The following is a 24,352-nucleotide window of genomic DNA, read 5'->3' on the forward strand; positions in this document are numbered from 1 at the left end:
TGGCATTGAATCACTGTAGTACAATGGATTTTATGGTTTAGAGGAAAATACATGCCTGCTTTTTTAACACAAGACTGGTTTGCTAAGGTTGATCAATTAACATCTGAAGCTGGAGAGTTAAATTTAACGCCAGCATTACAGAACTTGGTCATCAATTTAATTGTTTCCGATTTTGCAGGAAGTGCAACAGAATTGTCGCTAGCAGGTGGGAAAATCCAAAAAGGTTTGGCAGATCACGCTAAAACCACGTTGAACATGGATTCACAAACGTTACGGAAAGTTTTTTTAGAGTTTGATATGACAGCAGCAATGCAAGCATTTATGACTGGAAAAATTAAAGTACAAGGCGATATGTCGCAGTTGATGACACTGCAAACAGCTAAGCCAAGCCGTGAACAAAAAGCATTATTTAAACAAATACTCGAACATACTGTTTAATCTGCTGTTAAGCATAAAAAAGCGAGCCTATATGCTCGCTTTTTTATGTATGGCATCAAAGCATTATACTTCGATTTCTTCAGGCTCAGCATGGTTGATCTGAATATGTTCTAAGTAAGCGCGAATACGTGTGACATATTGCACAGCTTGCTTATATTTTGAGTTTGCACTTTGATTGCTCTTTAAATAGCTATACACGTTAATCCATTCATTTGGATTATTGCCTTGTGCTTGCACTTTACGCTGAATAGTTGAGAGTGCATTAGGCCCCATATTATAAGCGACTAGTGCATACCAAGCTCGGTCAGGTAAAGCAATACCATCATATTGGCTCAGTAATGAGTCAAAATACTTTGCGCCACCTTCAATACTTTGAGATGGGTCATTTCGATTGGTAACACCCATGGCTTTGGCTGTATTGTTAGTGAGCATCATTAAACCGCGCACACCTGTCGGTGAAATGGAATTTGGCTTTAAATATGATTCTTGATAGCCCATCGCTGCCAAGACATGCCAATCTAAGTCATATTTTTCAGCTTCGCGCTGAAAACTGGCTTGATAAATTGGCATACGCAATTTCAAATTACGTTCAATTAAATCCCATGCTTCAGGTTCTACAATATTGTGATTATAGAATGATGCCAACTGATCAATTGAACCATCTTCTTTGGCTTTACAAGTAAATCCTGTTGCTGTTTGTGCAATAGGGTCTGTTGCATTGCTGACTGCGAGACTAATGGTACTGTCTAAACCATTTTGCTCAAGTGCATTCATATTGCCGCAAGTTGCAGAAAAAAAGCTTAAGTTCTTTTCTTCAATTGCTTCTAGAGGGGCATTGGTTAATGCCATGCTGGCTTTGCCATCTGCAACAAGTTGCAGTGCAATAGCGTTGTCTTTAACAATTTTAAAATCAAGTTCAACATTTAAACTCTTTGCATATTTACGCATCAAGTCATATCCAAAACCATGTAGGCTTTGTCCATTGTCAAACACAGTATTCGGACTTTTTACCGAAACAACAGTCAGTTTGTTGTTGTTAATAACCTCCGAATATTGGCTAATTTCTTTCTTTGCACTAATGGCATGCAAAGGCAAAACAGGAAGCATTGCAAGTCCAGTCACCGATAAACGAAAAGCCAAACTACTCGGTTTTAACTTAAGACGTAAATGCCTCGCCATTTTAGATATATTGCTGTGCATGTAATGACTCCGCGACAGAAAATAACTACCCAATAAAGCATGAAAAGCAGGTGCTTCTCGCTCACAGTAAGTTGCTAGTAATGTGTAGGGCAGTCGTGCGCCATGTTAAATGACGAGGGTTATGGGAGAACCTTTGATGGAAATGAACAGAGGTCTTCAGAAAACATAGATGAAAAAGTAATCAGTTAAATTAAGATTAGGCATATTAAAGAGATCAATATTAAAAGTCAAACTTGATTTTTTTTAGGAATTGTGAGTTTTTGTTTTATATAAGGTGATGATTTCATTCAATCTATTTAAATGAAAAGGCCAATATTGGGTTTATAATTCGTTACAAGTGATTGCATGAGCGAGTCGATACATTGGTGGGAACGCCTTATAAATCGGTGCAATAGCATATTTTCATGATATGAAAGAAGTGATTGATAATGAGCTATTTTAATCATGCAGCGGCATGTGAAAAATTTAGAGGAAACAAGTATTTTTTTTGACTTAAAAATTCTCATTTAAATTTTCGATGAGGTGCATTATTTAAAACTATTACTTATATTTTGTTTATATTATATCCATCCAAACATGAATTTTAATGCAGAATAGCGCTTTGTTTTGCAGGAAATTAAAATGAGGTTGATTATTTTCTATGCTGTTGATGCAGTTGAATAAGAAATAATTTGCAAAGTCTATGATTTGTTTATAGTATAGCGAGCATTGGAAGCGTGGCAGAGCGGTTTAATGCACCGGTCTTGAAAACCGACGAGGGTTTACCCCCTCCGTGAGTTCGAATCTCACCGCTTCCGCCAAATTTGAAAAGCCCTTATAAATTTTTATAAGGGCTTTTTTTATGGCTATTTCAAGCAATCGCTAGAGGTTTTTGGTGGATGTAGATCAATCTTAGAATGCGTGCTGAATGTTGATGCTTTAAATCAATCGGATCATTTAATCTTCAAGAATAATTCGCCCGTTTAATGGTTGGATTGGACGGTGATTATCTTGATTGGTAATTAATAATTTAAATGACTGTAGTTGTTGTTGTGAGATGGTCAGAGGATGTTTAAGAACAATCCAATTCACACCTTCAGAGCAAGGTGGGGTCGTTAATGAACCGGAGAAGCGATAGTATTCTAATTTTTTTGGCAGTAAGTTATTTAAATTAAGTGTGCGTGATAAATTTTTGTCATCATTTTCTTTAAACGATAAATCAGCCCAAAATTTATTCCATTCGGTGTTCATGCTGCCAATGTTAAACATCACAGCAAGAACAGTCAGTTCACCTGCGGCATTTTCATTTACAAAATGTAATTCGAGCGGAAAACTTTTACCTTGGATCTGATTTTCACTTGGCGTATGAAAGTGAAATTGCTTTAAATAATATTTTTGTTGATCTACAACAATAAAGTCACTGTGGTCATCTTTTTTGGTATTTACTTGTACTGTATGGCCATTAAAGACAATATCGTGCGGCGTTGCTTTGTAATCAATTTTTAAATTGTGTTTGATGGCGCTTTTGTATGGGTTAACAATATTAATCGGTGTTTGGTTTTTTCCTGTTTTACAGACTTTATAGTGTTCATCAAGTTCTGCCCAATGCTCAGGCGAGATTTCTTTGTCGTATCCCCAATGGATGACTTCAGCCGCTTGTGTAACGTTACTGATGCTAAATATAACTCCACACAATAATAATAAATATTTCATTTCAAATCACTCGTTTGCTTGCATGTCAGACTATGTTCAATGACCAAACATCACTTCAAATTAAAATGTGGCGACAATGCTACCTTGATAGATCGACTCGCGTGAATTTTATTTTTGGTGTATTTGATTGTTCCAACTTTGCACTATATTTCTGAAGGTTTTCTTAGTTTGAGATGAAATCAATATGAAATTTGCAATTTTAGACAGCTTTTTAGTAATTAATTAAACAGATTGTCTATTCAGTAGTTTTGATGAAGAATATGGGTAATAGTGTGATTTATATTTTATTTATATTAATTTATTTGAATTGGTATACTTTAAAGTTTAATGGATAAAACATGGCAATAGACAATATGTCTATTATTGATTGGTTGGATTAATAGATTATTAAGAAAAACATATTATTTGTTTTTATTGATATAAAAAAAGAGTGGGTTATAAAACCCACACTTTTACGCTTTTGCTGGCAAATCAAACCAAATGATTTGAGTATCTTCACTGGCGATCACCTGAGAGACATCTGAAAAAACAAATGCATCACCTGTTTTAACTATTGTTTCACCGATGGTAATTTGACCCTGAATAACATGGACATAATTAAGTCCGTGTAATGTTTTAACAGTCAACTCATGCCCTTTGGTTAAATAGGCAGTTTTGATTTCTGCATCTTGTCGAATGTGCATTTTTGCTGAAGATTGCTCGCCTGCAATTAAATGCCATGTGTTGGGTACATCTTTTGGATTGAGCTGGACTTGTTGATAGGTTGGATCCGCATTTCTAACATTTGGATGCAACCAAATTTGTAATAAATGAACAGGGGTGTCATGATCATTTACTTCACTGTGTCTCACGCCTGAGCCTGCGCTCATCAACTGCCAATCACCTGCATGAATATAACCATGGTTGCCCATGCTGTCTTTATGGGTCAATGTCCCCGATAAAACACAGGTTAAGATTTCCATATTGTCATGTGCATGCATACTAAAACCTGTGTGGGGTGACACAGTATCTTCATTAATAACACGTAATGCGCTTACACCCATAAAGCGAGGGTCTTGCCACTGACCAAAAGAAAAACTGTGGTAGGTATTTAACCAATTGGCTTGTACATGGCCACGGTCTTCATGACGGTGTAAATACGTTGTATTACTCATATTAACCTCATATTTATTCGATTTACTCTGTCATCCATCATAGTCATTTTATAGTATGGAGTAAGTATGCTGCTTGAAACACAATGTTCTGAATATATGACAATATAATTAGATGAGCACCAACAAAAAGGCACTAAACTTTATGAATTAAATTTAGTGCCAAGCGATGATTTTGTTTGCTAAATTATGGGTTAACACCAAATTTAAATACAGTCACACTGTGGTATGTATCACCTGGATTTAAACGTGTAGATGGAAATTTAGGCTGGTTAGGGCTGTCAGGGTATTGCTGTGTTTCTAAAGCAATCGCATCTGCTTGACGGTAGAGGACACCTTCTGAGCCTACAATATTACCTGGCAAATGATTTGCGGTATAGACCTGAATACTTGGTTCAGTGGTACTGACCTCAAGTGTTCTTTTTGATTTTGGATCAATGACTTTAGCTGCCAAGTTTAACTTATTTTTGCTTGGATTCAGTACCCAAGTTTGGTCATAACCAAAACCATAGCCAAGTTGTGTATTGTTATGTCGAATATCACGTGAAATGGCTTTAGGTTGATTAAAATCAAAAGGCGTATCCTTTACTGATGCAATTTCGCCTGTAGGTAATGAGTTGGCATCAGTTGTCAAAATTTGATTTGCATTGACTTGTAAAATATGGTCAAGCACGCCATAAGGGCTATTTTTAGCACCAGCTAAATTAAAGTAGCTATGATTGGTTAAGCTCACTACAGTGGGTTGATCTGTCATGGCTTTATACTCAATTTGAAATTCATTGTTGTCTGATAAACTATAAATGACTTCGACTTGTAATTGGCCTGGGAAGCCTTGATCACCATCTGGGCTCGTTAACTTTAAAGATGCTTTAACGGTTTCACCTTGCTGACTTAATGGTGTGACTTGCCATACTCGTTTGTCATAGCCTAGTCCTGCGCTATGTAGCGTATTTGGCCCATTATTTTTCTCAAGCTGATATGTTTTACCATCTAATGTAAATTTGCCTCCACCAATTCGATTGGCATATCGACCGATTAGGGCACCAAAATGAAATCCTGCCTCAGTATCTGTGACTTCATAACCATGTAGATTGTCAAAACCCAATACAATATTGTCTTTCTTACCTTTTGCATCAGGAGTCAGGATTTGGGTAATGACACCACCATAGCTAATAAATGATACCGATACACCATGTTTGTTGGTCATTGTATATAGATCAACTTTTTGACCATTTTTAGTTGTGCCATAGGGTTGGCTTGTGAGTGTAGCTGCGCTAGAAAGAGTAGAGAGCGTCAATCCGATAACTCCTATTATTAGTTTATGGCCTATTTTCATTATTGATTCCTTTTTAAAAATTTAGGTGCTGTATGAGTCATTCATACATACGACCTAAAGTTGCGTCTTACATGACGACTTGAATGAAAAACTGACTGTGAATTGAGTCAGCATGATAATATCTATAAAACTTTTTAAGTGTTTTAAGTAATTATATTTTTAACAGATTTTGAGCATAAATACAGGTGAAAACTGTAAATTAAATTATTTATTTTTCGATTAATTAAAAAACAGAGCCTAAGCTCTGTTTTTGATTCGATGGATAGATTAAATGGTTTTAATCAGCTCAATAATTTGTTGGGCTTGTTCTTTTGCATTTCCAATGTATGTTGCAGGTGTTAATTCAACTAGACGTGCACGGTCTGCTGAAGGAACATGTGCAAGTTCATCACTGTTGACAAAATTGACCATCATGTCACGGGTCATTGCTTGACCACGGGTTAATGCTTTTAGTTTTTCATATGGCTTTTCGATGTTATAACGACGCATCACTGTTTGGATTGGCTCAGCAAGAACTTCTTGTGCTTGATCTAAATCAGCCAATAAACGTTGGCTATTTAACTCAAGTTTATTTACACCTTTTAAGCATGCATCAAAAGAAATTAAACTTTGCGCAAAACCAACGCCCATATTACGAAGGACTGTTGAGTCTGTTAAATCACGCTGCCAACGAGAAATTGGTAATTTCTCACCCAAATGTGCAAGTACTGCATTGGCAATGCCTAAATTACCTTCTGAGTTTTCAAAATCAATTGGATTAACTTTGTGTGGCATGGTTGATGAGCCAACTTCACCTTCTTTTAATTTTTGTTTGAAATAGCCAAGTGAAATATAGCCCCAAACATCACGGTTAAAGTCGATCAAAATGGTATTAAAACGGCGTAATGCATCAAACAGCTCCGCCATATAATCATGCGGTTCAATTTGTGTTGTATATGGGTTAAAAGTTAGACCCAATGATGAAATAAAGTCTTGTGCATGTGCAGACCAATCAATGTTTGGATAAGCAGATAAATGCGCATTATAGTTCCCTACAGCACCATTAATCTTACCTAAAAGTTGAACCTGCTCAAACTGTTTGATTTGACGTGCTAAACGATAAGCGACATTGGCCATTTCTTTGCCAAGCGTGGTTGGGCTTGCAGTTTGCCCATGTGTACGAGAGAGCATGGGTTGTTCAGCATGCGTGATTGCAAGATCGGTGATTGCTGTCAATAATTGGTTCATTGAGGTCAGTAGGACTTCACGACCATTTTTTAACATTAATGCATGTGACAAATTATTGATATCTTCTGAAGTACATGCAAAATGAATGAATTCACCTGCTGTTTTAAGCTCATTCACATGTGCCGTTTTTTCTTTTAAGAAGTATTCAACTGCTTTAACATCATGGTTGGTCGTGCGCTCGATGTCTTTGATACGCAGTGCATCTGCTTCAGAGAAATCACTCACAATCGCATCTAAAATTTGATTCGTTTCTGCGCTAAAAGGTGGCACTTCTGTGATTTCCACATGGTTTGACAGGGCCTGTAACCAACGGATTTCAACAGTGACACGTGCATGGATTAAACCATACTCAGATAAATAAGGGCGTAGGGCATCACACTTACTTGCATAACGTCCATCTAAAGGGGAAAGAGCAGTTAAAGCATTCATAAAACTTCCTTTGATATGGTGCAGACATCTAAAAACATTTACTTTTCAATTAACTGGTATTGCATACGGGCAATAGAATGAATATCTTTCATGATTTTTCGTTTCCCGAACATAAGCTGCCTCGAGCGTCCACCCATTTGTCGCCATAGGTGAGCCATTTGTAACCCTGTAAATAAAGATGCACGGATCCGATCTGTATGCTGGCTGTCTTTAAATGCTTCAGGATGACCACGCACCAAAATGCGAGGCTGAATTTGTCCTGCAGTGTCTAAATAGGCTTGTGCAAGGTTGGCAATGATACTGGGGTGTAAGTAATTTTGATCGAAAAAGGAAAATTGTTTTAATATTTTTTGTTGAGCTTGTTCAATAATTTCAACAAATTGAGGGTTTTGATAAATTTGTTTTTCGAGATGTAATAAAGAGATGGCATAGCTGGTAGAAAGTTTTGCTGCAGGCAGTTTGGGAATGTGGCTTTTAGGGTGAATTGAAAAAGGCCGACTCAAACTAGATTCTAGATGTTTTAACCCAAGCATCAGGTCGTTAAAACCATAAAAGAAATCCAATGTATTCAGTGATGGGTCAGGCAATTCAGCTAAAGGGCGAATACATAAACTGCTTTTAATCAGCTGTTCTAAGTAAAATGATTCACTTTGATTACTGCGATTAAGTCCTGTCATCGCAGTAATATGCGTCAACTGTGCGGCTTGAAAGACACCTGCCAATGCAAGCACACGATTTTGCCGCACAGTTAAATGCTGAGGCTGTTGAAAAGGGGTATCAACCATGCCTTTTATTCCTTGTTCATTGAATAAAGTCTGGCTTAGGTGCGTTCGTATGGTGAATGACACCACCGCCTAAGCATATTTCATCTTGGTAAAACACCACACTTTGACCTGGCGTTACAGCGCGCTGTTGCTGGTCAAACTCAACACGGATCATGTTGTTGTCTGCAATGAAAATGGTACAAGCTTGATCGGGTTGGCGATATCGGGTTTTTGCTGTGCAACGAAATCCTGTTGCTGGAATATGTTGCTCACCAGCAACCCAATCAATGGCTTCACTCCACAATACAGTGCTTTGCATTAATGGATGTTCATGTCCTTGACCGACCACAAGCCGGTTATTTGGGATATCTTTATATAATACAAACCATGCGCCTTCATCTGCATGTTTCATACCACCTAACCCAATTCCACCACGCTGCCCTAAAGTATAATACATTAGGCCATGATGCTCTCCGACCACTTGACCATCTTCAAGCACAATTTGTCCTGGCTGTGCAGGCAAATACTGTTTTAAGAAGTCATTAAAACGGCGCTCGCCAATAAAACAAATGCCTGTTGAATCTTTCTTTTTGGCTGTTGCCAATCCAAGTTCTTCTGCAATGCGGCGGACTTCGGGTTTTTCAAGTTCACCCACAGGGAATAAAGTACGGTTAATTTCTTTTCCATGCACGGCATGTAAAAAATAGCTTTGGTCTTTATTTTGATCTAAACCACGTAAAAGTGGTGCAAAAGCCTTGCCATCTGCATTGGTTTGGGTTTGACCACGCCGTGTATAGTGACCTGTTGCGATATAGTCTGCACCTAAAGTGATTGCATGATCTAGAAATGCTTTAAATTTAATTTCTTTATTGCATAAAATATCAGGGTTTGGCGTTCGACCAGCAGCATATTCTGCCAAGAAGTGTTCAAATACTCGATCCCAATATTCCATCGCAAAGTTGGCTGTATGCAGTGTAATGCCAAGTTTATCAGCCACAGCTTGCGCATCTGCAAGGTCTTCTAATGCAGTGCAATATTCAGTTCCATCATCTTCTTCCCAGTTTTTCATGAAAAGACCTTCAACTTGATATCCTTGTTGAAGTAATAAAGCGGCAGAAACAGATGAATCTACACCACCAGACATACCGACGATGACACGTTGTTGCATAGGACTAAGCATCCAAGTTTGAATTAGGTTGAGAAGAAATCGGGTGTTCGTAAAGATAAGACAAAGGCATCTTTTTGCCTGCCTCATGATCTTGAATGGCTTGATAGACGAGGGGACTACGCGCACGAGCCGACAATAATAATTCTTCAGCGCTCATCCACACTGTACGAAGAATATCAGGGTCAAGTTCTGTATGTTGTGGCTCATCTGAGGTGAGATGTGCAAAAAAACAAAAGCGAATGTAAGTGCGGTCAGGTGCTGCAGGTGGGGTATATGTATAGATCCCAATCAGATGCTCAATTTCAACCAAATACCCTGTTTCTTCAAGGGTTTCGCGTTGAGCTGCAGCAATGATCGTCTCAGCATATTCGACATGACCTGCCGGTTGATTAAATACAGCATGCGTAACGCCGTCTGTATGTTCTTCAACAAAGAGATACTGCCCATTTTTTTGAATTACTGTTGCAACAGTAAGATGCGTTGTCCAGTCATTTGCCATACAAAAAAGCACCATGAACTAAAAGGCGTATTTTACGCAATTTAGTGTCATGATGCTATGCTTTACACGGAATTAGAATAAATTACTAAAAAATTGCTTGATATGGTCAATCATACGCGAGAAGAAACCAGCTTCTTCAACTGCTTGTAATGCCACAACAGGTTTTTCTGAAATTACTTTACCATCTAGTGATGCAACAAGTTTACCAATCACTTGTCCTTTCTTTAATGGCGCATTAATTGAAGATGACAGCTGTAAGTTGGTTTTAATATCGCCAGCTTGACCTTTTGGCATGGTTACACTGAAATCTTCAGCTAAACCTGCAGGAACTTCATTTTCTGTACCGAACCATACTTTAACGTTTTGTAATGACTGATTGGCAGGTTTGACTTTGACGGTTTCATAATTGGCATAGCCCCATGCCAATAGTGCACGAGTTTGATCTGCACGTGCATTTACGCTAGGTGCACCAAAAATGACAGTAATAAGGCGCATTGGCCCACGTTTACTTGATGTGGTTAAACAGTAGCCAGCTTCGTTGGTGTGACCTGTTTTCAAGCCATCAACTGTTGGGTCAGTGTAAAGTAACGGGTTACGGTTACCTTGTTTAATATTATTAAAGGTAAATTCTTTTTCAGAGTAAATTGGATAGTATTTTGCGCTATCACGAATAATATGCTCTGCCAAAAGCGCCATGTCTTTTGCAGTCGAATAATGTCCGTCAGCAGGTAAGCCTGTTGAGTTAATAAAATTGGTGTTGCTCATGCCAATTCGTTTGGCTTCTTGGTTCATCATATGCGCAAAGGTGCCTTCATTCCCTGCGATATGTTCTGCCATAGCTTTTGCAGAGTCATTGCCTGATTGAATAATGATCCCACGCAGCATTTGCATAACTGTGGCTGTACCATTGAGCGGAACAAACATACATGATTCAGAACGGTTACCACGACACCATGAACTTTCATTCATACGGACGTTTTCGTTTTCTGTGATTTCGCCTTTAAGTAGTTTTTGTTCGACGATATAACTTGTCATCATTTTCGTCATTGACGCAGGTGCAAGTTTTTCATTTTCGTTTTTTGAAGCTAAAACTTGTCCTGTTTGATAGTCCATCAGGACGTATGATTTATTATCTAATTCAGGTGGCGAAGATAAGACAGTTGCTGCAAATGAAAATGAAGGTAAAAGTAAGAGCGCAGCAAAGGTACTTTTTCTGCTCATTTAGGGTCATTCCAATGGTTAGAGTCATATAAATTGGGCATTGTAGGACAAAGCTGCCATGACTGCTATATGTCCTACCTGCTTATTCTGTCGATTATTGTAAATATTACGATGCTTTATTTAAGGTTGAGATTTCTTGGCAAATTTCTTTATTTTGTTGCTCTCCTGCATTTTTAGCATCTTGACGTGCTTGCTCTAAAAAGGGTTGGAAATCTTTTTGTTTTGCACGCATTTCTAGCGCATTAAGTGGCTTATGAATTCCAGGCATATTTTCTTTCACCAATTGTTCAAAGCCTGTACGGTAATCAGGATTTTTCTTATAACCATAACTTGAACAAAGCTCTGACAGTACATAAATAGCAGCCAATTCTTCTTGTGTGACGCCACTTTGTTCAGGCGTTACATCAATGTTGGTGGTGGCAGCATCTGCTTTATCTTCTTGTGCATGAGCACGGATGGCAGTTGTACTGATTAAAATACCAGTGAAAAGCGTTGCAAGTAAGGTTTTGTTTAAACGAGATTTAATCATAAAATTCAATATAGTAAAATTTTGCAGCAGATAACTGATGTTAACTAATTTTTTTTAGAATGAAAGGTTTAAACTGTATTAATGGTGTATAGACTTTTTGCAGATGATTGTATCGAGCTCCTTGATTTAAGCAACAAAAAGTCAACGTTATAAAAGGGTAATCGGCTTGCATTCCTTGTTAAGATCAAGCGAGAAAGAATAGATGTGGTCTATTTCAGGTTGATCCATAGCAATTTTTGTATAGGTTAGAGCAGATTTGTGAATATTTTAATTGCAAATGATGATGGTGTGTTCTCACCAGGTATTAAAGCATTGGCAGAGGCATTACAGCCTTTAGGGCGGGTGATTACTGTTGCGCCTGAGTCAGAAAGAAGCGGTTTTTCAAGCGCATTGACATTAGATAAACCTTTACGTCCTGTTGAAATTATGCCTGATGTATGGGCGGTCAATGGCACGCCTGCAGACTGTGTTTACTTGTCTATGAATGGCTTGTTTGATTTTGAGTTTGACTTGGTGGTCAGTGGAATCAATAGCGGTGCCAATTTAGGTGATGATGTTTTGTATTCAGGCACTGTGGGTGCTGCATTTGAAGGTCGTTTAATGAAGCAACCTGCAATTGCTGTTTCTTTGGTTGGTCAGCATGCCAGTGATTATCGTGTAATTGACAGTTATCGTGCAGCAGCACAATGGGTGCATGACTTTATTGCACATGGATTGCCAAGTTTGCCTGAACGCCATATTTTAAATATTAATATTCCTAAAACCGATGCGCCTTTGAAAGGTCCTGTGGTGACATATCAAGGGCAGCGTAAACAAGCAAAACCAATTTCAAGTCATGTTGACCCACGTGGTCACCATGTGTATTGGATTGGATTGGCCGGTGAAGCCATTTTAGAGCAGACCAATGAAAATGCCACAGTCATGTCTGACTTTAATGCGGTGAAAAATGGCTATGTGAGCATTACACCTATTCAAATGGATGCAACCAATTATGATGTGTTGCAAACGTTAAAATACCAAATAGAAATGCAGCAGGCATAGCATCAAAAGTTGTTATCCATATGCTTTATGAAAACAACAAAAATAATGTTTTTGAAAAAAGAGGAACATTCATGCAGGTAGTAGCTCAGCATCGCCAAACAGCGATTGCACATCGATTAAAACCCGTACTGTTGTGCTGTTTAGCATTGACCGTCTTTCACCTTTCCGGGTGCGCCTCTAAGCCTCAAGTGGTTGCTACCCGAACGATGCCATCACCGAACACATATGTGGTTAAACCGGGTGATACGCTCAGTGGGATTGCAGGACGTTATGGTTTAAATTATATCCAAGTGGCTCAGCTAAATAACATTAGTCCACCGTATACCATTTATGTTAACCAAGCTTTACGCTTAAAAGCAGATGGTACAGCGGTTCAACCGGTTGTTGCACCACCTGCGCCAGTTGTGCCAAAACAACCAAGCGTACCACCAATTCAAAAGCAAAGTATTCCACTGCCAACACCAACTGCAAAAACTCAAACCACACCTGTTGCTTCAAAAGTGGTGGAAGTAACACCACCTCAAGTGACAAGTAATGGTTTGGTTTGGGTTAAACCATCAACTGCACCAGTCATTGCAGCATACGATTTAGCCAATAATATTCGTGGTATCCGTTACGGTGGCCAAGTTGGTGATCCTGTAGTGGCAGCGGCAGATGGTCAAGTGGTATATGCAGACAGTGGGTTAAAAGAGTTTGGGAATCTGATTTTAATTAAGCACAGCAATGGTTATATCAGCGCTTATGCACATAACAATAAATTGCTAGTACAAAGTGGAGCACGTGTTAAAGCAGGACAAAAAATTGCTGAAATGGGCTCTAGTGGGACAACACGTGTGATGCTTGAATTCCAAATTCGATCAGATGGTAAAGCCATTGATCCAAGACAAGTGATTCCAATGAATTAAACACTTTCAACTTGATAAAACATAATACAGTTTATAGCTTAATATGTTTAATAGCTTATTCTAGCCCTGATTCTTGTGGATATTTAACTCAGAATCAGGGCTTTTTTGTGTTGGATGAAATCGGTGTATTAGTCTTTTTCTTGAATTCACCTCATGTATGAAGCCGTAATGAATTGCATCGTTATATATTTAATATTGCTTAATAAACTATAGCTTTTGCTAAAAAATTTTTAAGGATAAAAATATATTTATATATATGATATTTATATATTTTTTGTTTTTATAAATATCTGAATTTTAATTATTTATTTGAAATAATATTGATTGATATATTCTGTTTTTTCTCAAAATATAAAATCATGCAGTCTAATCATTCACGCAATCGACACACATTGTACCGCTATACAGGTGCAACTTTATTAAGCACTTTATTTTTACAATCCGCCGTTTTTGCTGAAACAACAGAAAAACAAGATGCGGATACAAAATATGTCACGGTCACAGGTTCTCGTATTTCTAAAGCACAAAAAGAAGGTGTTAATCCGGTTATTGTGATTAAAGCGGCAGACATTGAAAAAGAGGGTTTTAGCAATGTATATGAAGCATTAAGTAATACCTCACAAAATACAGGTGTCGTTACTGGTGCAGATTCAGGCAATACTTTTACTCCTGTTGCCAATACCATAAGCTTAAAATCATTGGGACCAAATCATACTTTGGTTTTGATTAATGGACATCGAGTGGCTGATTATCCAATGGCATACAATGGTGCGGTAAATTTTGTTAATTTGGCCAATATTCCTCTAGCCATTGTTGACCGAATTGAAATTTTGAGCAGTGGAGCATCTGCAATTTATGGATCGGATGCCATTGCAGGTGTGGTGAATATTATTCTTAAAAAAACCACTGATGGCGTACAAGTAAATTTAAAAGCAGGGAGCACCATTAAAGCAGGGGAAAATGGTCGTTTACAATTAACAGGCAGTAAGGCATGGAATGACCGTTTTAATACCGTATACGCTGTTGAAATAAGTGGTCGAGAACCGATTTGGGCAAGTGATCGCTCATTCATGTCAAGTGCTTCAGCATTAGGGGAAACGCCACGCAGTATTGCAGGAAGGCGAGATGCACAAACCGGCAAATACTTATCACTTGGAGGCTGTGAACCTTTTTCAGCTTTATTTGCTGGTAGTGTTCAAGGTTATGGCAGTACACGTGATAACTGTGCATCCAATGTCGCACCTGCAACATATTGGACCATTCAGACCAAAAACAGAAGCCAAAATTTTTATTTAGGCAATGAGTATAAAGTGAGTGATCAACTCCAATTTTTTGCTGATGGCTTATTAGGTTTTAATCAATTGGAAAATAATACGCGTGGCCCATCTTGGACCTCAGGGGCCGCCAATAAAGGTTATTTTTACAATCAAAACTCAGGCAAGTATGAAATTTGGACACGCCGTTTTGCCCCAGAAGAAATTGGGGGAATTAACTCAATTAATAGTCAATGGCGTGATACATCTGCAAATATTAATTTTGGTGTTCGTGGCAATATTGCAGAGACCAGCTGGAAATATGAAGCCAGTTATAATGGTTCAATTTATACCAGTAATGTAAAACGTCGAGGCCGGTTACTGAAAAATATTGATGAATATTTTCTTGGGCAACAGCTAGGTACAGACAAAGACGGTGTACCGATTTATGCACCCGATGTTTCAAAATTAGGCACACCACTGACTGCTGACCAATTTAGTAGTATTTCTGGCTCGACCACAGAAAAAGACAAAGCTTGGTCTCAAACACTTAGTGCAACTGCAACAGGAGACTTAATCCAATTGCCAGCAGGTACTGCAAAACTTGCTGTAGTGGCTGAATGGGGAAGACAAGGTTTTAAGATTCGACCCGATTCATCGATTAATTCGGATGTTTTTTATAATACCAGTACACAAAGTGAGTATGGTGGCACTCGTAATCGCCAAGCTCTTGGTGCAGAACTTGATATCCCAATATTTAAACCATTAAATGCCACTTTATCTGGTCGATATGATCGCTATAGCGTGTCAAATGATTCAATTAGCAAGTTTACATTTGGCTCAGGTTTAGAGTTTAGACCGCAGTCTAATTTATTGTTTCGAACAAATTATGCAACTAGCTTTAGAGCGCCAGATATGAACTATGTCTTTTTGCAAAAACAAAATGGCTATTATTCATCAACAACAGATTATTTAAAATGTGAGCAAAGTGGTCAACCGTTAAATAACTGCTCGTATGCCAATGTTTCTCCAGGGGCAGATTATACTTTGGTTGGAAATTCAACATTACAACCTGAGGACGGGTCTTCATTTGGAGCAGGAGTGGTATGGTCACCACAAAAATCCATTGATATTTCACTTGATTATTGGAATGTTAAAATTAACAATTTAGTGACCAATTTAAGTGCAGATCAATTGTTAAGAACAGAAGCAGACTGCCGAGCAGGTCGAAGTGATATTACATCGGGCATCTGCCAAGATGCAATTTCACGAATCCAACGCAATCCTGATAATGCCATGGTTAATCCAGGTGCAATTGATAACATCAATGTACAGCCAATTAATGCGGCAGTGCAAAAAGTAAGTGGTATTGATTTAACCACCAAATGGCGTTTTGGTCATCCGACTTTAGGGAACTTTGTGTGGGGACTTAATTACAGTTATATGATTACCAATAAATATAAGCAATCAGAACGTGATGATTATACTGATTCGCTCAAAGATTTATCTGATGCAACATGGCGAGACCGTTTGAATACCAGTTTGAGCTGGAGTAAAAATAAATTTACATCAACATTGTTAATTAACCGATTCGGAAAAATTCCAAATGGGGAAGGCAGTGTTTATCTTAAACCGACTTATACCGCCAATTGGAGCGCAGCGTACCGTTTTTCTGATCAATTATCTGCATCAATTATTGTGAATAATGTCTTTAATACCATTAAAAAAGACTATACCGGTGGATGGCCTTATTACCCTGTTGCTAACTATTCTGCATATGGTCGCCAAGGCTGGCTTGAAGTGAATTATCGTTTTTAATCATTACATTACACTTTGCTCTATTTTAATGTTGTGATGATGGAATAGAGCACTGAAAAGATAGGTTAGTTATGTTTAAATCATTTTTTCCTTCGCCGTTTTGGTTCTTTCTCTCAGGGGTTTTGTGGTCAACATTGGCTGTTGTGCTTTGGTATATAGGTGGTGGTAGTCATTTTGGAGAATATATAGGGTTTCCTATTGGTTATGCCAATCAAAAAGTGCCAATGGGAATTAGTAAGTTTGTTCATCTTACATATATTTGGACATATATTTGGTTTTTGATATTCGTTGCTCTATTTACTTTATTTTGGCGGATCAAAGCAAACCATCCATGGCAGTGGTGGTCAATTACAGGGACTATATTTATTCTATTTAACATTTGGATTGGCGTACAAGTCACTATTACATTGAATGAATGGTATGGTCCATTTTGGGATTTAGTTCAACAGATGCTGTCTAATCAAGGTGGTCACATTGGTGAACTTTATCAGAGTATTTTGGTGTTTCTGTATATTGCAATGCTTGCAGTCACCGTGGGCGTCATCAATTCATTTTTTGTCAGTCATTATATTTTTCGCTGGAGAAAAGCAATGACAGACTATTATACCGCACATTGGCATACCTTAAGGCATATTGAGGGAGCATCTCAGCGTGTTCAAGAAGATACCATGCGTTTTGCAACCATTATGGAAGGTTTAGGTGTAACCTTTATTCGATCTATTATGACATTATTTGCTTTTCTACCCTTATTGTTTGAATTGTCAAAGCATGTACCGATTTTACCTTTTATAGGGGAAGTGTCACATGCGTTGGTTTGGGCTGCTATTGGTTGGGCAGTATTTGGTACAGTGTTGTTGGTCGTGACAGGGTTCAAATTACCAGGACTTGAGTTTAATAACCAAAAAGTAGAGGCAGCCTTTCGTAAAGAGCTTGTGTATGGGGAAGATGATGCAACTCGTGCACAGCCTATAGTAATTGATGACCTATTTGGGCGTTTAAGTTTAAATTATTTTAAGCTGTATTTTCATTATGCATATTTTAATTTAATCAGCTCGTGGTATATCCAACTCGACAATATATTTAGTTTGGTGATTCTTTTTCCAGCGATTGCTACAGGTACAATGACGCTTGGTTTAGTCAATCAAATTAGAAATGTATTTAATAAAGTCACAACCGCATTTCAATATTTGATTGACTCATGGAAGGTCATTATTGAGCTGATCTCCATTCGAAAAAGGTTGAAACAATTTGAGTCGACCTTGTCGGAAATCTATGAATCATAGGTTGATATATAAGGGATTGGTAGGTTTGAAACCGATAATATGGCAAAATATTGCCTAATCTTGCTATAGCGTGATTCACTTAGTCATGTAAAATTTACTGCAATGACTATCTGTTTTCACGAAAGCCTTATACAATATCAGGCTATACACAAGATATTGATTATGTGAAGTAACAATATCGGCACACAATTTGAGGACGTATGTATGACTGAACAAGCACGAGATACTGAAGCATTAATTCATGATCAAATTGCAAAGCATGCTGTTTTACTTTACATGAAAGGTACACCACAATTTCCACAATGTGGTTTTTCGGCTCGCGCAGTTGAAGCACTAAGCCAAGTTGGTCGTCCATTTGCTTATGTAAATATTTTAGAAAACCAAGATATTCGTGCGGTTTTACCTAAAATTGCAAATTGGCCGACTTTCCCACAATTATGGATTAACGGTGAGTTGATTGGTGGTAGTGATATTATTTTGGAAATGTTCCAAAATGGCGAGCTAAAATCATTGATCGAAGAACACAGCCCAGCGCCTGAAGCATAATTTAGGCCGTCTGGTGAGAAAAAGAGTATCAAGGTGATGCTCTTTTTTTTGGAGATGATTAATGAAAATAAGCTTTATTGGTGCAGGAAGAGTAGCAACCCATTTGGCACATGCATTATATGCTCAGGGCTTTGAGATAGTACAAGTTTATAGCCGAAATTTGTTCCATGCACAGGTATTGGCTCGGACTGTTCATGCAACGTCTATAGACACGCTAGCAGATATTGTAGCAACAGATCTCATGGTGATTGCTGTATCTGATCAGGCAATTGAAAGTGTGATCACACAGTTGGCTACATTGGTCGATGATCATACTTTGATTGTACATACTTCTGGCAGCACAGCCATGCAAATACTGACCAAACATCATTTGCGTGCAGGGGTATTTTATCCATTACAAACGTTTAGTTTAGAGCGCGAGGTTAATTGGAGTAATACGCCGTTTTTACTTGAGGCGCAGTATGATGCTGACTTGTTGCGTTTAAATGAGATGGCTCGCACATTGTCGCAGCAGATTTATCATTATAATTCTGAGCAACGACTTAGCTTACATTTGGCAGCAGTCTTTGCCAATAATTTTAGCAATTATTGTTTTGATATTGCCAAGCAAACTGTCGAACGAAATGCAGTAGATTTCAATTTATTAACAGCGCTCATGAAAGAAACTGCTGAAAAAGCGTGTCAGTTTGATCCTAAAGTTGTACAAACTGGCCCTGCCATGCGTCAAGATCAAAATACGCTTGATGCACATCAAAGCTTACTTCAACAGCAACAGGCAGAAGATCATTTGGCAGTTTACCGCTTATTAAGCGAACACATTAAAAAGCGGCATCAAGTGAAATAATATTATTTAATTTTTTTGAAAATAAAATCGTTAATCACATGACCTGCATCTAGACCACGGCGTTCAAACTTGGTCAGCGGACGCCAATCTGGGCGAGGGTAGCTTTGACCTGAACCTGCCAAGTTTTCAAGGCTTGGACGGTGTTCTAAAACATCAAGCATCCATTCTGCATAAGGCTCCCAATCGGTTGCAGCATGAAAAGTACCGCCAAGCACCAATTTCCGCTCAACCAATTCCATACGTTCATGTGCGACAAAACGACGTTTAAAGTGACGCTTTTTTTGCCAAGGATCAGGGAAGTATAACTGAATACAGTCAATACTCTCATCAGGCATATCTTTAAGCACTTGGATGGCATCTGCATCTAAGACACGTAAGTTATGAACTTCGGCTTCACCTGCCTCATACACACATTGTGCAATACCAGGAATGTGAACTTCTATCCCTAAAAAGTTACGCTCTGGTTGGTTTTTTGCCATCAATACCAATGACCTTCCCATACCAAAACCAATTTCAACGGTCAGCGGTTTTTCAGGGTCAGTAAAATATGTTCTTAGGTCACCTGTGGGATGATCAAGAATTAAATATTTATATTGTTCTAAAGCACTACGCTGCGAAGTGTTTAATGGTGACGAGCGGCGCATAAAGGTGACAATTTCACGGTGCTCATGCAAATCATCAAGCTCAATGATCGGTGCTGTGGTTGAATCGTTACTCATAACGGGAAAAGTCATTACATCGGATGAAAGACGCTATTTTAAGTCTTGCTTACAGCAAGTCAAACGGAAATTGAAGTCAATCTATAAGATCCTCAATTTCACCTTTATTTTTGATCACAGCATTGTATTACATAAAGGCATTGAATCTATAAAAAAGAAACTTGTGTATTGGTGAAAACCTTTTTAGATTAGATCAGGCATGTCCTTATCATCACTGAAAAGAGAAAAACAATGAAACTATATTATGCACCTGGCTCTTGTTCACTAGCAGCCCATATTATTTTAAATGAACTAAAAGCGCCTTTTGATGCAGAAAAAGTTGATCTCAAAACACATCAAACTGAATCAGGTCAGGATTTTTATCAAATCAATCCAAAAGGTTTTGTCCCAACGCTTGAAGCAGAAGGTGGCGTTATCTTGACTGAAAATGTGGCAATTCTGCCGTATTTAGCAGAGCAAGATCCGAATCAAAAGATGATTGCAACCTCAGGTTTGGCACGTGCAAAAACATTAGAATGGTTGGGTTTTTTAAATTCACAGTTGCATAAAGCCTATTTACCTCTCTTTTATGGCAACTTAGATGAGCAAGGTCAAAAGGATGCTTATGCCAAAGTCGACAGTTACTTGGCATACATTGACCAGTATATTGCCAATACACCACATGAGTTTCTAACAGGGGATCATTTTGGTCCAGCAGATGCTTATTTATTTGTGATTGGTAGTTGGTCAAGTTATGTAGATCATGACTTAACGCCGTATTCACATCTTGTTGCGTTTAGAGAAAAAATTGCACAACGTGAAGCAGTACAATTGACTTTAAAACAAGAAGGCTTAATTTAATAGTCTGATTTTTCACTCAAGCATTGCTGATTTTGTTCTATTGATAGAACAAAACGTTGTAAATATTGCAGTATATAAATGTCATTTTACAGCGTAGTATTATTTCAACGATAAAAGAGATGAGTAATAACAATGAATCATTTTACATCAAAAATTGCTTTAGGTTTGTCAGCTGCAATTGCTAGCGCATGCGTGTTTGCAGCGCCAGTGAGTTACAAAATTGACCCAACCCATACTGCTACAGTATTTAGTTGGAATCACTTTGGTTTTTCTACACCAAGTGCGAACTTCACAGATATTCAAGGTACCATTCACGTTGATAATCAAAAACCATCAAATTCATCAGTTGATGTGACGATTCCAGTATCAAGTGTAAATACCAATGTGGCTGAGCTTGATAAGCATTTCCAAGAAAAAGAATGGTTCGATGCGGCAAAGTATCCAACGATTACGTTTAAAAGTACCAAAGTAGAAACAAAAGATAAGAAGCACTTTAAAATTACAGGTCATTTAACTGTTAAAGGTGTGACAAAACCTGTGGTCTTAAATGCAGTGTTAAACAAACAAGCTGTACATCCAATGACCAAAGCACAAGCGATTGGCTTTAATGCAACCACAACGTTTAACCGTTCAGCATTTGGCATAGGCAGTTATGTGCCTAATGTTGGCGACAAGATCACTGTAAATATTACAACAGAAGCATCTGTAGCTAACTAATTTATTAAATTGATCGTAGTAAAAAAGCTCATGATTGAGCTTTTTTACATTTTAAGATAATTCATATAATTTAGAATGACTTCTCGTGCTTTAACCATGAGTGGTAATGCATAGGTTTGGTTATCTTGGCGCAGCTGTTGAATGTTAATTTGAGCTTGTTTCAGTTCTGTATGATGTCCAATGAGCCATTTTTCTAAATGCTCAGCATCCACTTCTAAGTGAAACTGTAAACCTAAACTTTTTCCATATTGAAATGCTTGATTGGTATACTGGTTTGAAGCTGCTAAATGAATGGTATGCTCGGGTAAATCAAATGTATCACCATGCCAATGTAAGACATGCGTATTTGCTAAAGGCGCTAAGATGGAATGATTAGTTTCTGAAAGCATAAGGGTAGACCAACCAATTTCTTTAGTTGGTCCAGCATAGACTTCTGCTCCCAAAGCTTTTGCCATCAATTGAGCACCCAAACAAATACCAAGCGTAGGTTGTCTTGCTTGTAAACGTGTTTTAAGTAATTCAATTTCATCGCATAAAAACGGGTAATCTGCCACATCATTGACGCCAATTGGCCCACCTAAAATAATGGTTAAACCATCATATTGCAAAGCTGTACGCAGATCATCTACACCTGCTTCTACATAGCGAATGCGATAGCCTTTTTGATAAAAAATATCTTCTAATGCGCCTAAATCTTCAAATGCAAGGTGTTGGATTGCGTAAATGGTTTTGGGGAAATTGTGCATAATTTATGCCAGCATCAAATGTGCAAAGGGGAATAATGGATAGATATTTTAAGTGGTCTATGGTGGATTTACTAGTATCGAACATGCTTTGTTGCTATGTTTTATTGGATATAGCTTAACTTTTGTTGGAAAAATCGGTAGGCTATAAGCCCTTTATTGTGAAAGTTGTCGTATGAAGCAAGAAACTGCATTGAAACTGTTGAAAGCCGGCGAAAATGTGTTTTTAACTGGGTCAGCAGGGGCTGGCAAAACCTATACATTAAATCAGTATATTGACTACTTAAAAGCACGTAAAGTCACTGTAGCAATGACAGCATCAACAGGCATTGCTGCCACCCACATGAATGGAATGACCATTCATACTTGGGCTGGTATTGGTATCAAAGACAGTTTGTCAAATGATGACTTAAAGCGCATGAAAGAGCGCAAATACTTAAAAGAACATTTAGAAAATGCACAAGTCTTGGTGATTGACGAGATTTCAATGTTGCATGCCAAGCAATTAAATTTAGTGAATCAAGTTTTAAAATACTTCAAAGAAAGTGACCAAGCCTTTGGTGGTATTCAAGTGATTTTAGCAGGTGACTTTTTTCAGTTGCCACCTGTTGGCAGACAAGGTGAGCGTAACCGCGATAAATTTTGTTTTATGTCTGAGGCATGGGTTGAGGCGAAATTTCGTGTGTGTTACCTCACCGAGCAGCACCGCCAAGAAGATGCCATGTTAAATGATATTTTAAATGCCATTCGTGCCCAGCGGATGACACCTGAGTATCATGCCGCTTTAGCACAATCAAAACATCATGATTTAGGCGATACATATACCCGTTTATATACCCATAATATGGATGTAGACAGTTTAAACCATCAACATTTAAATGAATTAAACACAGAATCTCAGCAGTTTGATGCTGTACTTGATGGTAATGCAAAACTATTAGAAACTTTGAAATCATCTGTCAGGGCACCAGAAAGTTTGGTGTTGAAGCTGCATGCCAAAGTGATGTTTGTTAAAAATAACTTTGATATGGGTTACATCAACGGCAGTATTGGAGAGGTTGTTGGCTTTGAAGAAGATGATGAGTTTGGATTATTACCTAAAGTCAATTTAACCGATGGCACATCACTTTTGGTTGCACCTGAAACTTGGTCAGTTGAAAATGATGAAGGGAAAGTCATTGCAAGTTTCCGACAAATTCCACTGCGTTTAGCTTGGGCAATTACGATTCATAAAAGCCAAGGCATGACTTTAGATGCTGCAGAAATTAATTTGTCGCATACTTTTGAAAAAGGACAAGGCTATGTGGCGATTTCACGATTAAAGTCGTTAAGTGGTTTAAAGTTGCTTGGATATAATGATGAGGCTCTGGCTTTAGATCCTCTAGCTATGAAAGCCGATCAGCGTTTTCAAGAGCTTTCACATGAGGCACAAGGTCATTTCGAACATGCTGATTTGACAGTGCAACATAATGCATTTATTCGTCATTGTGGTGGTACATTAAATGAAGTAGAAATTGCTAAAAACCAGCGAAAATTAGCAGGTTCGGGCGGAGCTTCGAAAAAAAGCTATGCTGCAGCAACTTTAGATGAAACCAAAGCACTGTTTGAAAGCGGATATGATATTCAAGATATTGCACAAGAGCGTGCTTTAACGCCCTCTACTGTGATTGGGCACTTAGCCAAATTACAAAAGGAAGGCTTAGATATTTCAGTGGTCCATCCTGGTGAAGATGTGGTAGCACAAGTCCGCAAATTATATAAGCGGATTCAAAAGAGTAAGCGACCAGAGAACTTTGCTGAAGATGGCACTGTGAAATTGCGCCCAATTGTTGAGCTGACAGAGCCACGTATGGGCTACGATCAAGTTCGTTTGGCATTATTGTTTGTTGAGTAAGCTTTAAGTACATGTCTAAGTTGTATTTTAGGACATGTACTTTTAAATTCTTATATACAATCACACTACAAAATGAAGCGTGTATTACTCAGGTT

The 24,352-nt window shown here is 38.1% G+C and carries 22 protein-coding genes and 1 tRNA gene; 11 read left to right on the forward strand and 12 right to left on the reverse strand.

What is annotated here, in order from left to right; translation table 11 throughout:
* The first annotated feature begins 51 nt into the window (after nt 1-51).
* The gene (locus tag CFY84_RS01255) at nt 52-438 is read left to right on the forward strand and encodes an SCP2 sterol-binding domain-containing protein (protein WP_088822332.1); all 387 of its coding nucleotides are present in this window, start codon (nt 52-54) and stop codon (nt 436-438) included.
* A gap of 63 nt (nt 439-501) precedes the next feature.
* Here CFY84_RS01255 and CFY84_RS01260 read toward each other — a convergent pair whose 3' ends face one another.
* Nucleotides 502-1,638 (reverse strand): transglycosylase SLT domain-containing protein, encoded by a 1,137-nt coding sequence (locus tag CFY84_RS01260; RefSeq protein WP_088822333.1) that lies wholly within the window; start codon nt 1,636-1,638, stop codon nt 502-504.
* A gap of 710 nt (nt 1,639-2,348) precedes the next feature.
* Here CFY84_RS01260 and CFY84_RS01265 point away from each other — a divergent pair.
* Nucleotides 2,349-2,438, forward strand: a tRNA-Ser gene (locus tag CFY84_RS01265).
* 136 nt (nt 2,439-2,574) lie between these two features.
* On the opposite strand, the gene CFY84_RS01270 is transcribed toward CFY84_RS01265, so the two are convergent.
* The 9 genes from CFY84_RS01270 to CFY84_RS01310 form a co-directional block, all read right to left on the reverse strand.
* The gene (locus CFY84_RS01270) at nt 2,575-3,330 is read right to left on the reverse strand and encodes a carbonic anhydrase (RefSeq protein ID WP_088822334.1); all 756 of its coding nucleotides are present in this window, start codon (nt 3,328-3,330) and stop codon (nt 2,575-2,577) included.
* A 452-nt stretch (nt 3,331-3,782) separates the two neighbouring features.
* Nucleotides 3,783-4,484 carry a pirin family protein gene (locus CFY84_RS01275; protein WP_088822335.1) on the reverse strand — a complete coding sequence of 234 codons (702 nt, stop codon included), beginning with the start codon at nt 4,482-4,484 and terminating at the stop codon, nt 3,783-3,785.
* A 184-nt stretch (nt 4,485-4,668) separates the two neighbouring features.
* Nucleotides 4,669-5,778 (reverse strand): aldose epimerase family protein, encoded by a 1,110-nt coding sequence (locus CFY84_RS01280; protein ID WP_407640180.1) that lies wholly within the window; start codon nt 5,776-5,778, stop codon nt 4,669-4,671.
* A gap of 306 nt (nt 5,779-6,084) precedes the next feature.
* Nucleotides 6,085-7,473 carry an adenylosuccinate lyase gene (purB, locus tag CFY84_RS01285; RefSeq protein ID WP_088822337.1) on the reverse strand — a complete coding sequence of 463 codons (1,389 nt, stop codon included), beginning with the start codon at nt 7,471-7,473 and terminating at the stop codon, nt 6,085-6,087.
* Nucleotides 7,474-7,511: 38 nt separating this feature from the next.
* Nucleotides 7,512-8,258 carry a DUF489 family protein gene (locus tag CFY84_RS01290; RefSeq protein ID WP_088822338.1) on the reverse strand — a complete coding sequence of 249 codons (747 nt, stop codon included), beginning with the start codon at nt 8,256-8,258 and terminating at the stop codon, nt 7,512-7,514.
* A 16-nt stretch (nt 8,259-8,274) separates the two neighbouring features.
* The gene (gene mnmA, locus CFY84_RS01295; protein ID WP_088822339.1) at nt 8,275-9,405 is read right to left on the reverse strand and encodes a tRNA 2-thiouridine(34) synthase MnmA; all 1,131 of its coding nucleotides are present in this window, start codon (nt 9,403-9,405) and stop codon (nt 8,275-8,277) included.
* 4 nt (nt 9,406-9,409) lie between these two features.
* The gene (locus CFY84_RS01300; protein ID WP_407640181.1) at nt 9,410-9,904 is read right to left on the reverse strand and encodes an NUDIX hydrolase; all 495 of its coding nucleotides are present in this window, start codon (nt 9,902-9,904) and stop codon (nt 9,410-9,412) included.
* Between the two features lie 72 nt (nt 9,905-9,976).
* Nucleotides 9,977-11,125: a D-alanyl-D-alanine carboxypeptidase PBP5/6 gene (dacC, locus tag CFY84_RS01305; RefSeq protein ID WP_088822342.1), complete on the reverse strand. Its 1,149-nt coding sequence runs from the start codon at nt 11,123-11,125 to the stop codon at nt 9,977-9,979.
* A gap of 106 nt (nt 11,126-11,231) precedes the next feature.
* The gene (locus CFY84_RS01310; RefSeq protein WP_088822344.1) at nt 11,232-11,654 is read right to left on the reverse strand and encodes an MCR_0457 family protein; all 423 of its coding nucleotides are present in this window, start codon (nt 11,652-11,654) and stop codon (nt 11,232-11,234) included.
* Nucleotides 11,655-11,912: 258 nt separating this feature from the next.
* Between CFY84_RS01310 and surE the strand changes: the two genes are divergently transcribed.
* From surE to CFY84_RS01340, 6 genes are all read left to right on the forward strand, one after another.
* On the forward strand, nt 11,913-12,695 hold the full coding sequence (gene surE, locus CFY84_RS01315) for a 5'/3'-nucleotidase SurE (RefSeq protein WP_088822345.1): 783 nt from the start codon (nt 11,913-11,915) through the stop codon (nt 12,693-12,695).
* Nucleotides 12,696-12,766: 71 nt separating this feature from the next.
* Nucleotides 12,767-13,600: a peptidoglycan DD-metalloendopeptidase family protein gene (locus tag CFY84_RS01320; RefSeq protein ID WP_088822347.1), complete on the forward strand. Its 834-nt coding sequence runs from the start codon at nt 12,767-12,769 to the stop codon at nt 13,598-13,600.
* 359 nt (nt 13,601-13,959) lie between these two features.
* Complete coding sequence (locus CFY84_RS01325) at nt 13,960-16,671, forward strand: TonB-dependent receptor domain-containing protein (RefSeq protein WP_088822348.1); 2,712 nt, start codon at nt 13,960-13,962, stop codon at nt 16,669-16,671.
* A 71-nt stretch (nt 16,672-16,742) separates the two neighbouring features.
* On the forward strand, nt 16,743-17,954 hold the full coding sequence (sbmA, locus tag CFY84_RS01330; protein WP_088822349.1) for a peptide antibiotic transporter SbmA: 1,212 nt from the start codon (nt 16,743-16,745) through the stop codon (nt 17,952-17,954).
* Nucleotides 17,955-18,158: 204 nt separating this feature from the next.
* On the forward strand, nt 18,159-18,500 hold the full coding sequence (gene grxD, locus CFY84_RS01335) for a Grx4 family monothiol glutaredoxin (protein ID WP_088822351.1): 342 nt from the start codon (nt 18,159-18,161) through the stop codon (nt 18,498-18,500).
* A 61-nt stretch (nt 18,501-18,561) separates the two neighbouring features.
* Nucleotides 18,562-19,344, forward strand: coding sequence for a Rossmann-like and DUF2520 domain-containing protein (locus CFY84_RS01340; RefSeq protein WP_088822353.1), 783 nt, complete (start codon nt 18,562-18,564; stop codon nt 19,342-19,344).
* A 2-nt stretch (nt 19,345-19,346) separates the two neighbouring features.
* On the opposite strand, the gene trmB is transcribed toward CFY84_RS01340, so the two are convergent.
* Nucleotides 19,347-20,063 carry a tRNA (guanosine(46)-N7)-methyltransferase TrmB gene (trmB, locus tag CFY84_RS01345; protein WP_088822354.1) on the reverse strand — a complete coding sequence of 239 codons (717 nt, stop codon included), beginning with the start codon at nt 20,061-20,063 and terminating at the stop codon, nt 19,347-19,349.
* 231 nt (nt 20,064-20,294) lie between these two features.
* Here trmB and CFY84_RS01350 point away from each other — a divergent pair, with 231 nt between their 5' ends.
* A complete protein-coding gene (locus CFY84_RS01350) occupies nt 20,295-20,903 on the forward strand; it encodes a glutathione S-transferase N-terminal domain-containing protein (RefSeq protein ID WP_088822355.1) in 609 nt (202 codons plus the stop codon).
* Nucleotides 20,904-21,035: 132 nt separating this feature from the next.
* Nucleotides 21,036-21,620 carry a YceI family protein gene (locus CFY84_RS01355; protein WP_088822357.1) on the forward strand — a complete coding sequence of 195 codons (585 nt, stop codon included), beginning with the start codon at nt 21,036-21,038 and terminating at the stop codon, nt 21,618-21,620.
* Nucleotides 21,621-21,664: 44 nt separating this feature from the next.
* Here the strand turns inward: CFY84_RS01355 and CFY84_RS01360 are convergent, their stop codons facing one another.
* A complete protein-coding gene (locus CFY84_RS01360) occupies nt 21,665-22,366 on the reverse strand; it encodes a glutamine amidotransferase (RefSeq protein ID WP_088822359.1) in 702 nt (233 codons plus the stop codon).
* A gap of 172 nt (nt 22,367-22,538) precedes the next feature.
* Here CFY84_RS01360 and CFY84_RS01365 point away from each other — a divergent pair, with 172 nt between their 5' ends.
* Nucleotides 22,539-24,257: an AAA family ATPase gene (locus CFY84_RS01365; RefSeq protein WP_088822361.1), complete on the forward strand. Its 1,719-nt coding sequence runs from the start codon at nt 22,539-22,541 to the stop codon at nt 24,255-24,257.
* Nucleotides 24,258-24,352: the final 95 nt, after the last annotated feature.

This window comes from Acinetobacter apis, assembly GCF_900197575.1.
GTDB classification, from domain to species: domain Bacteria; phylum Pseudomonadota; class Gammaproteobacteria; order Pseudomonadales; family Moraxellaceae; genus Acinetobacter; species Acinetobacter apis.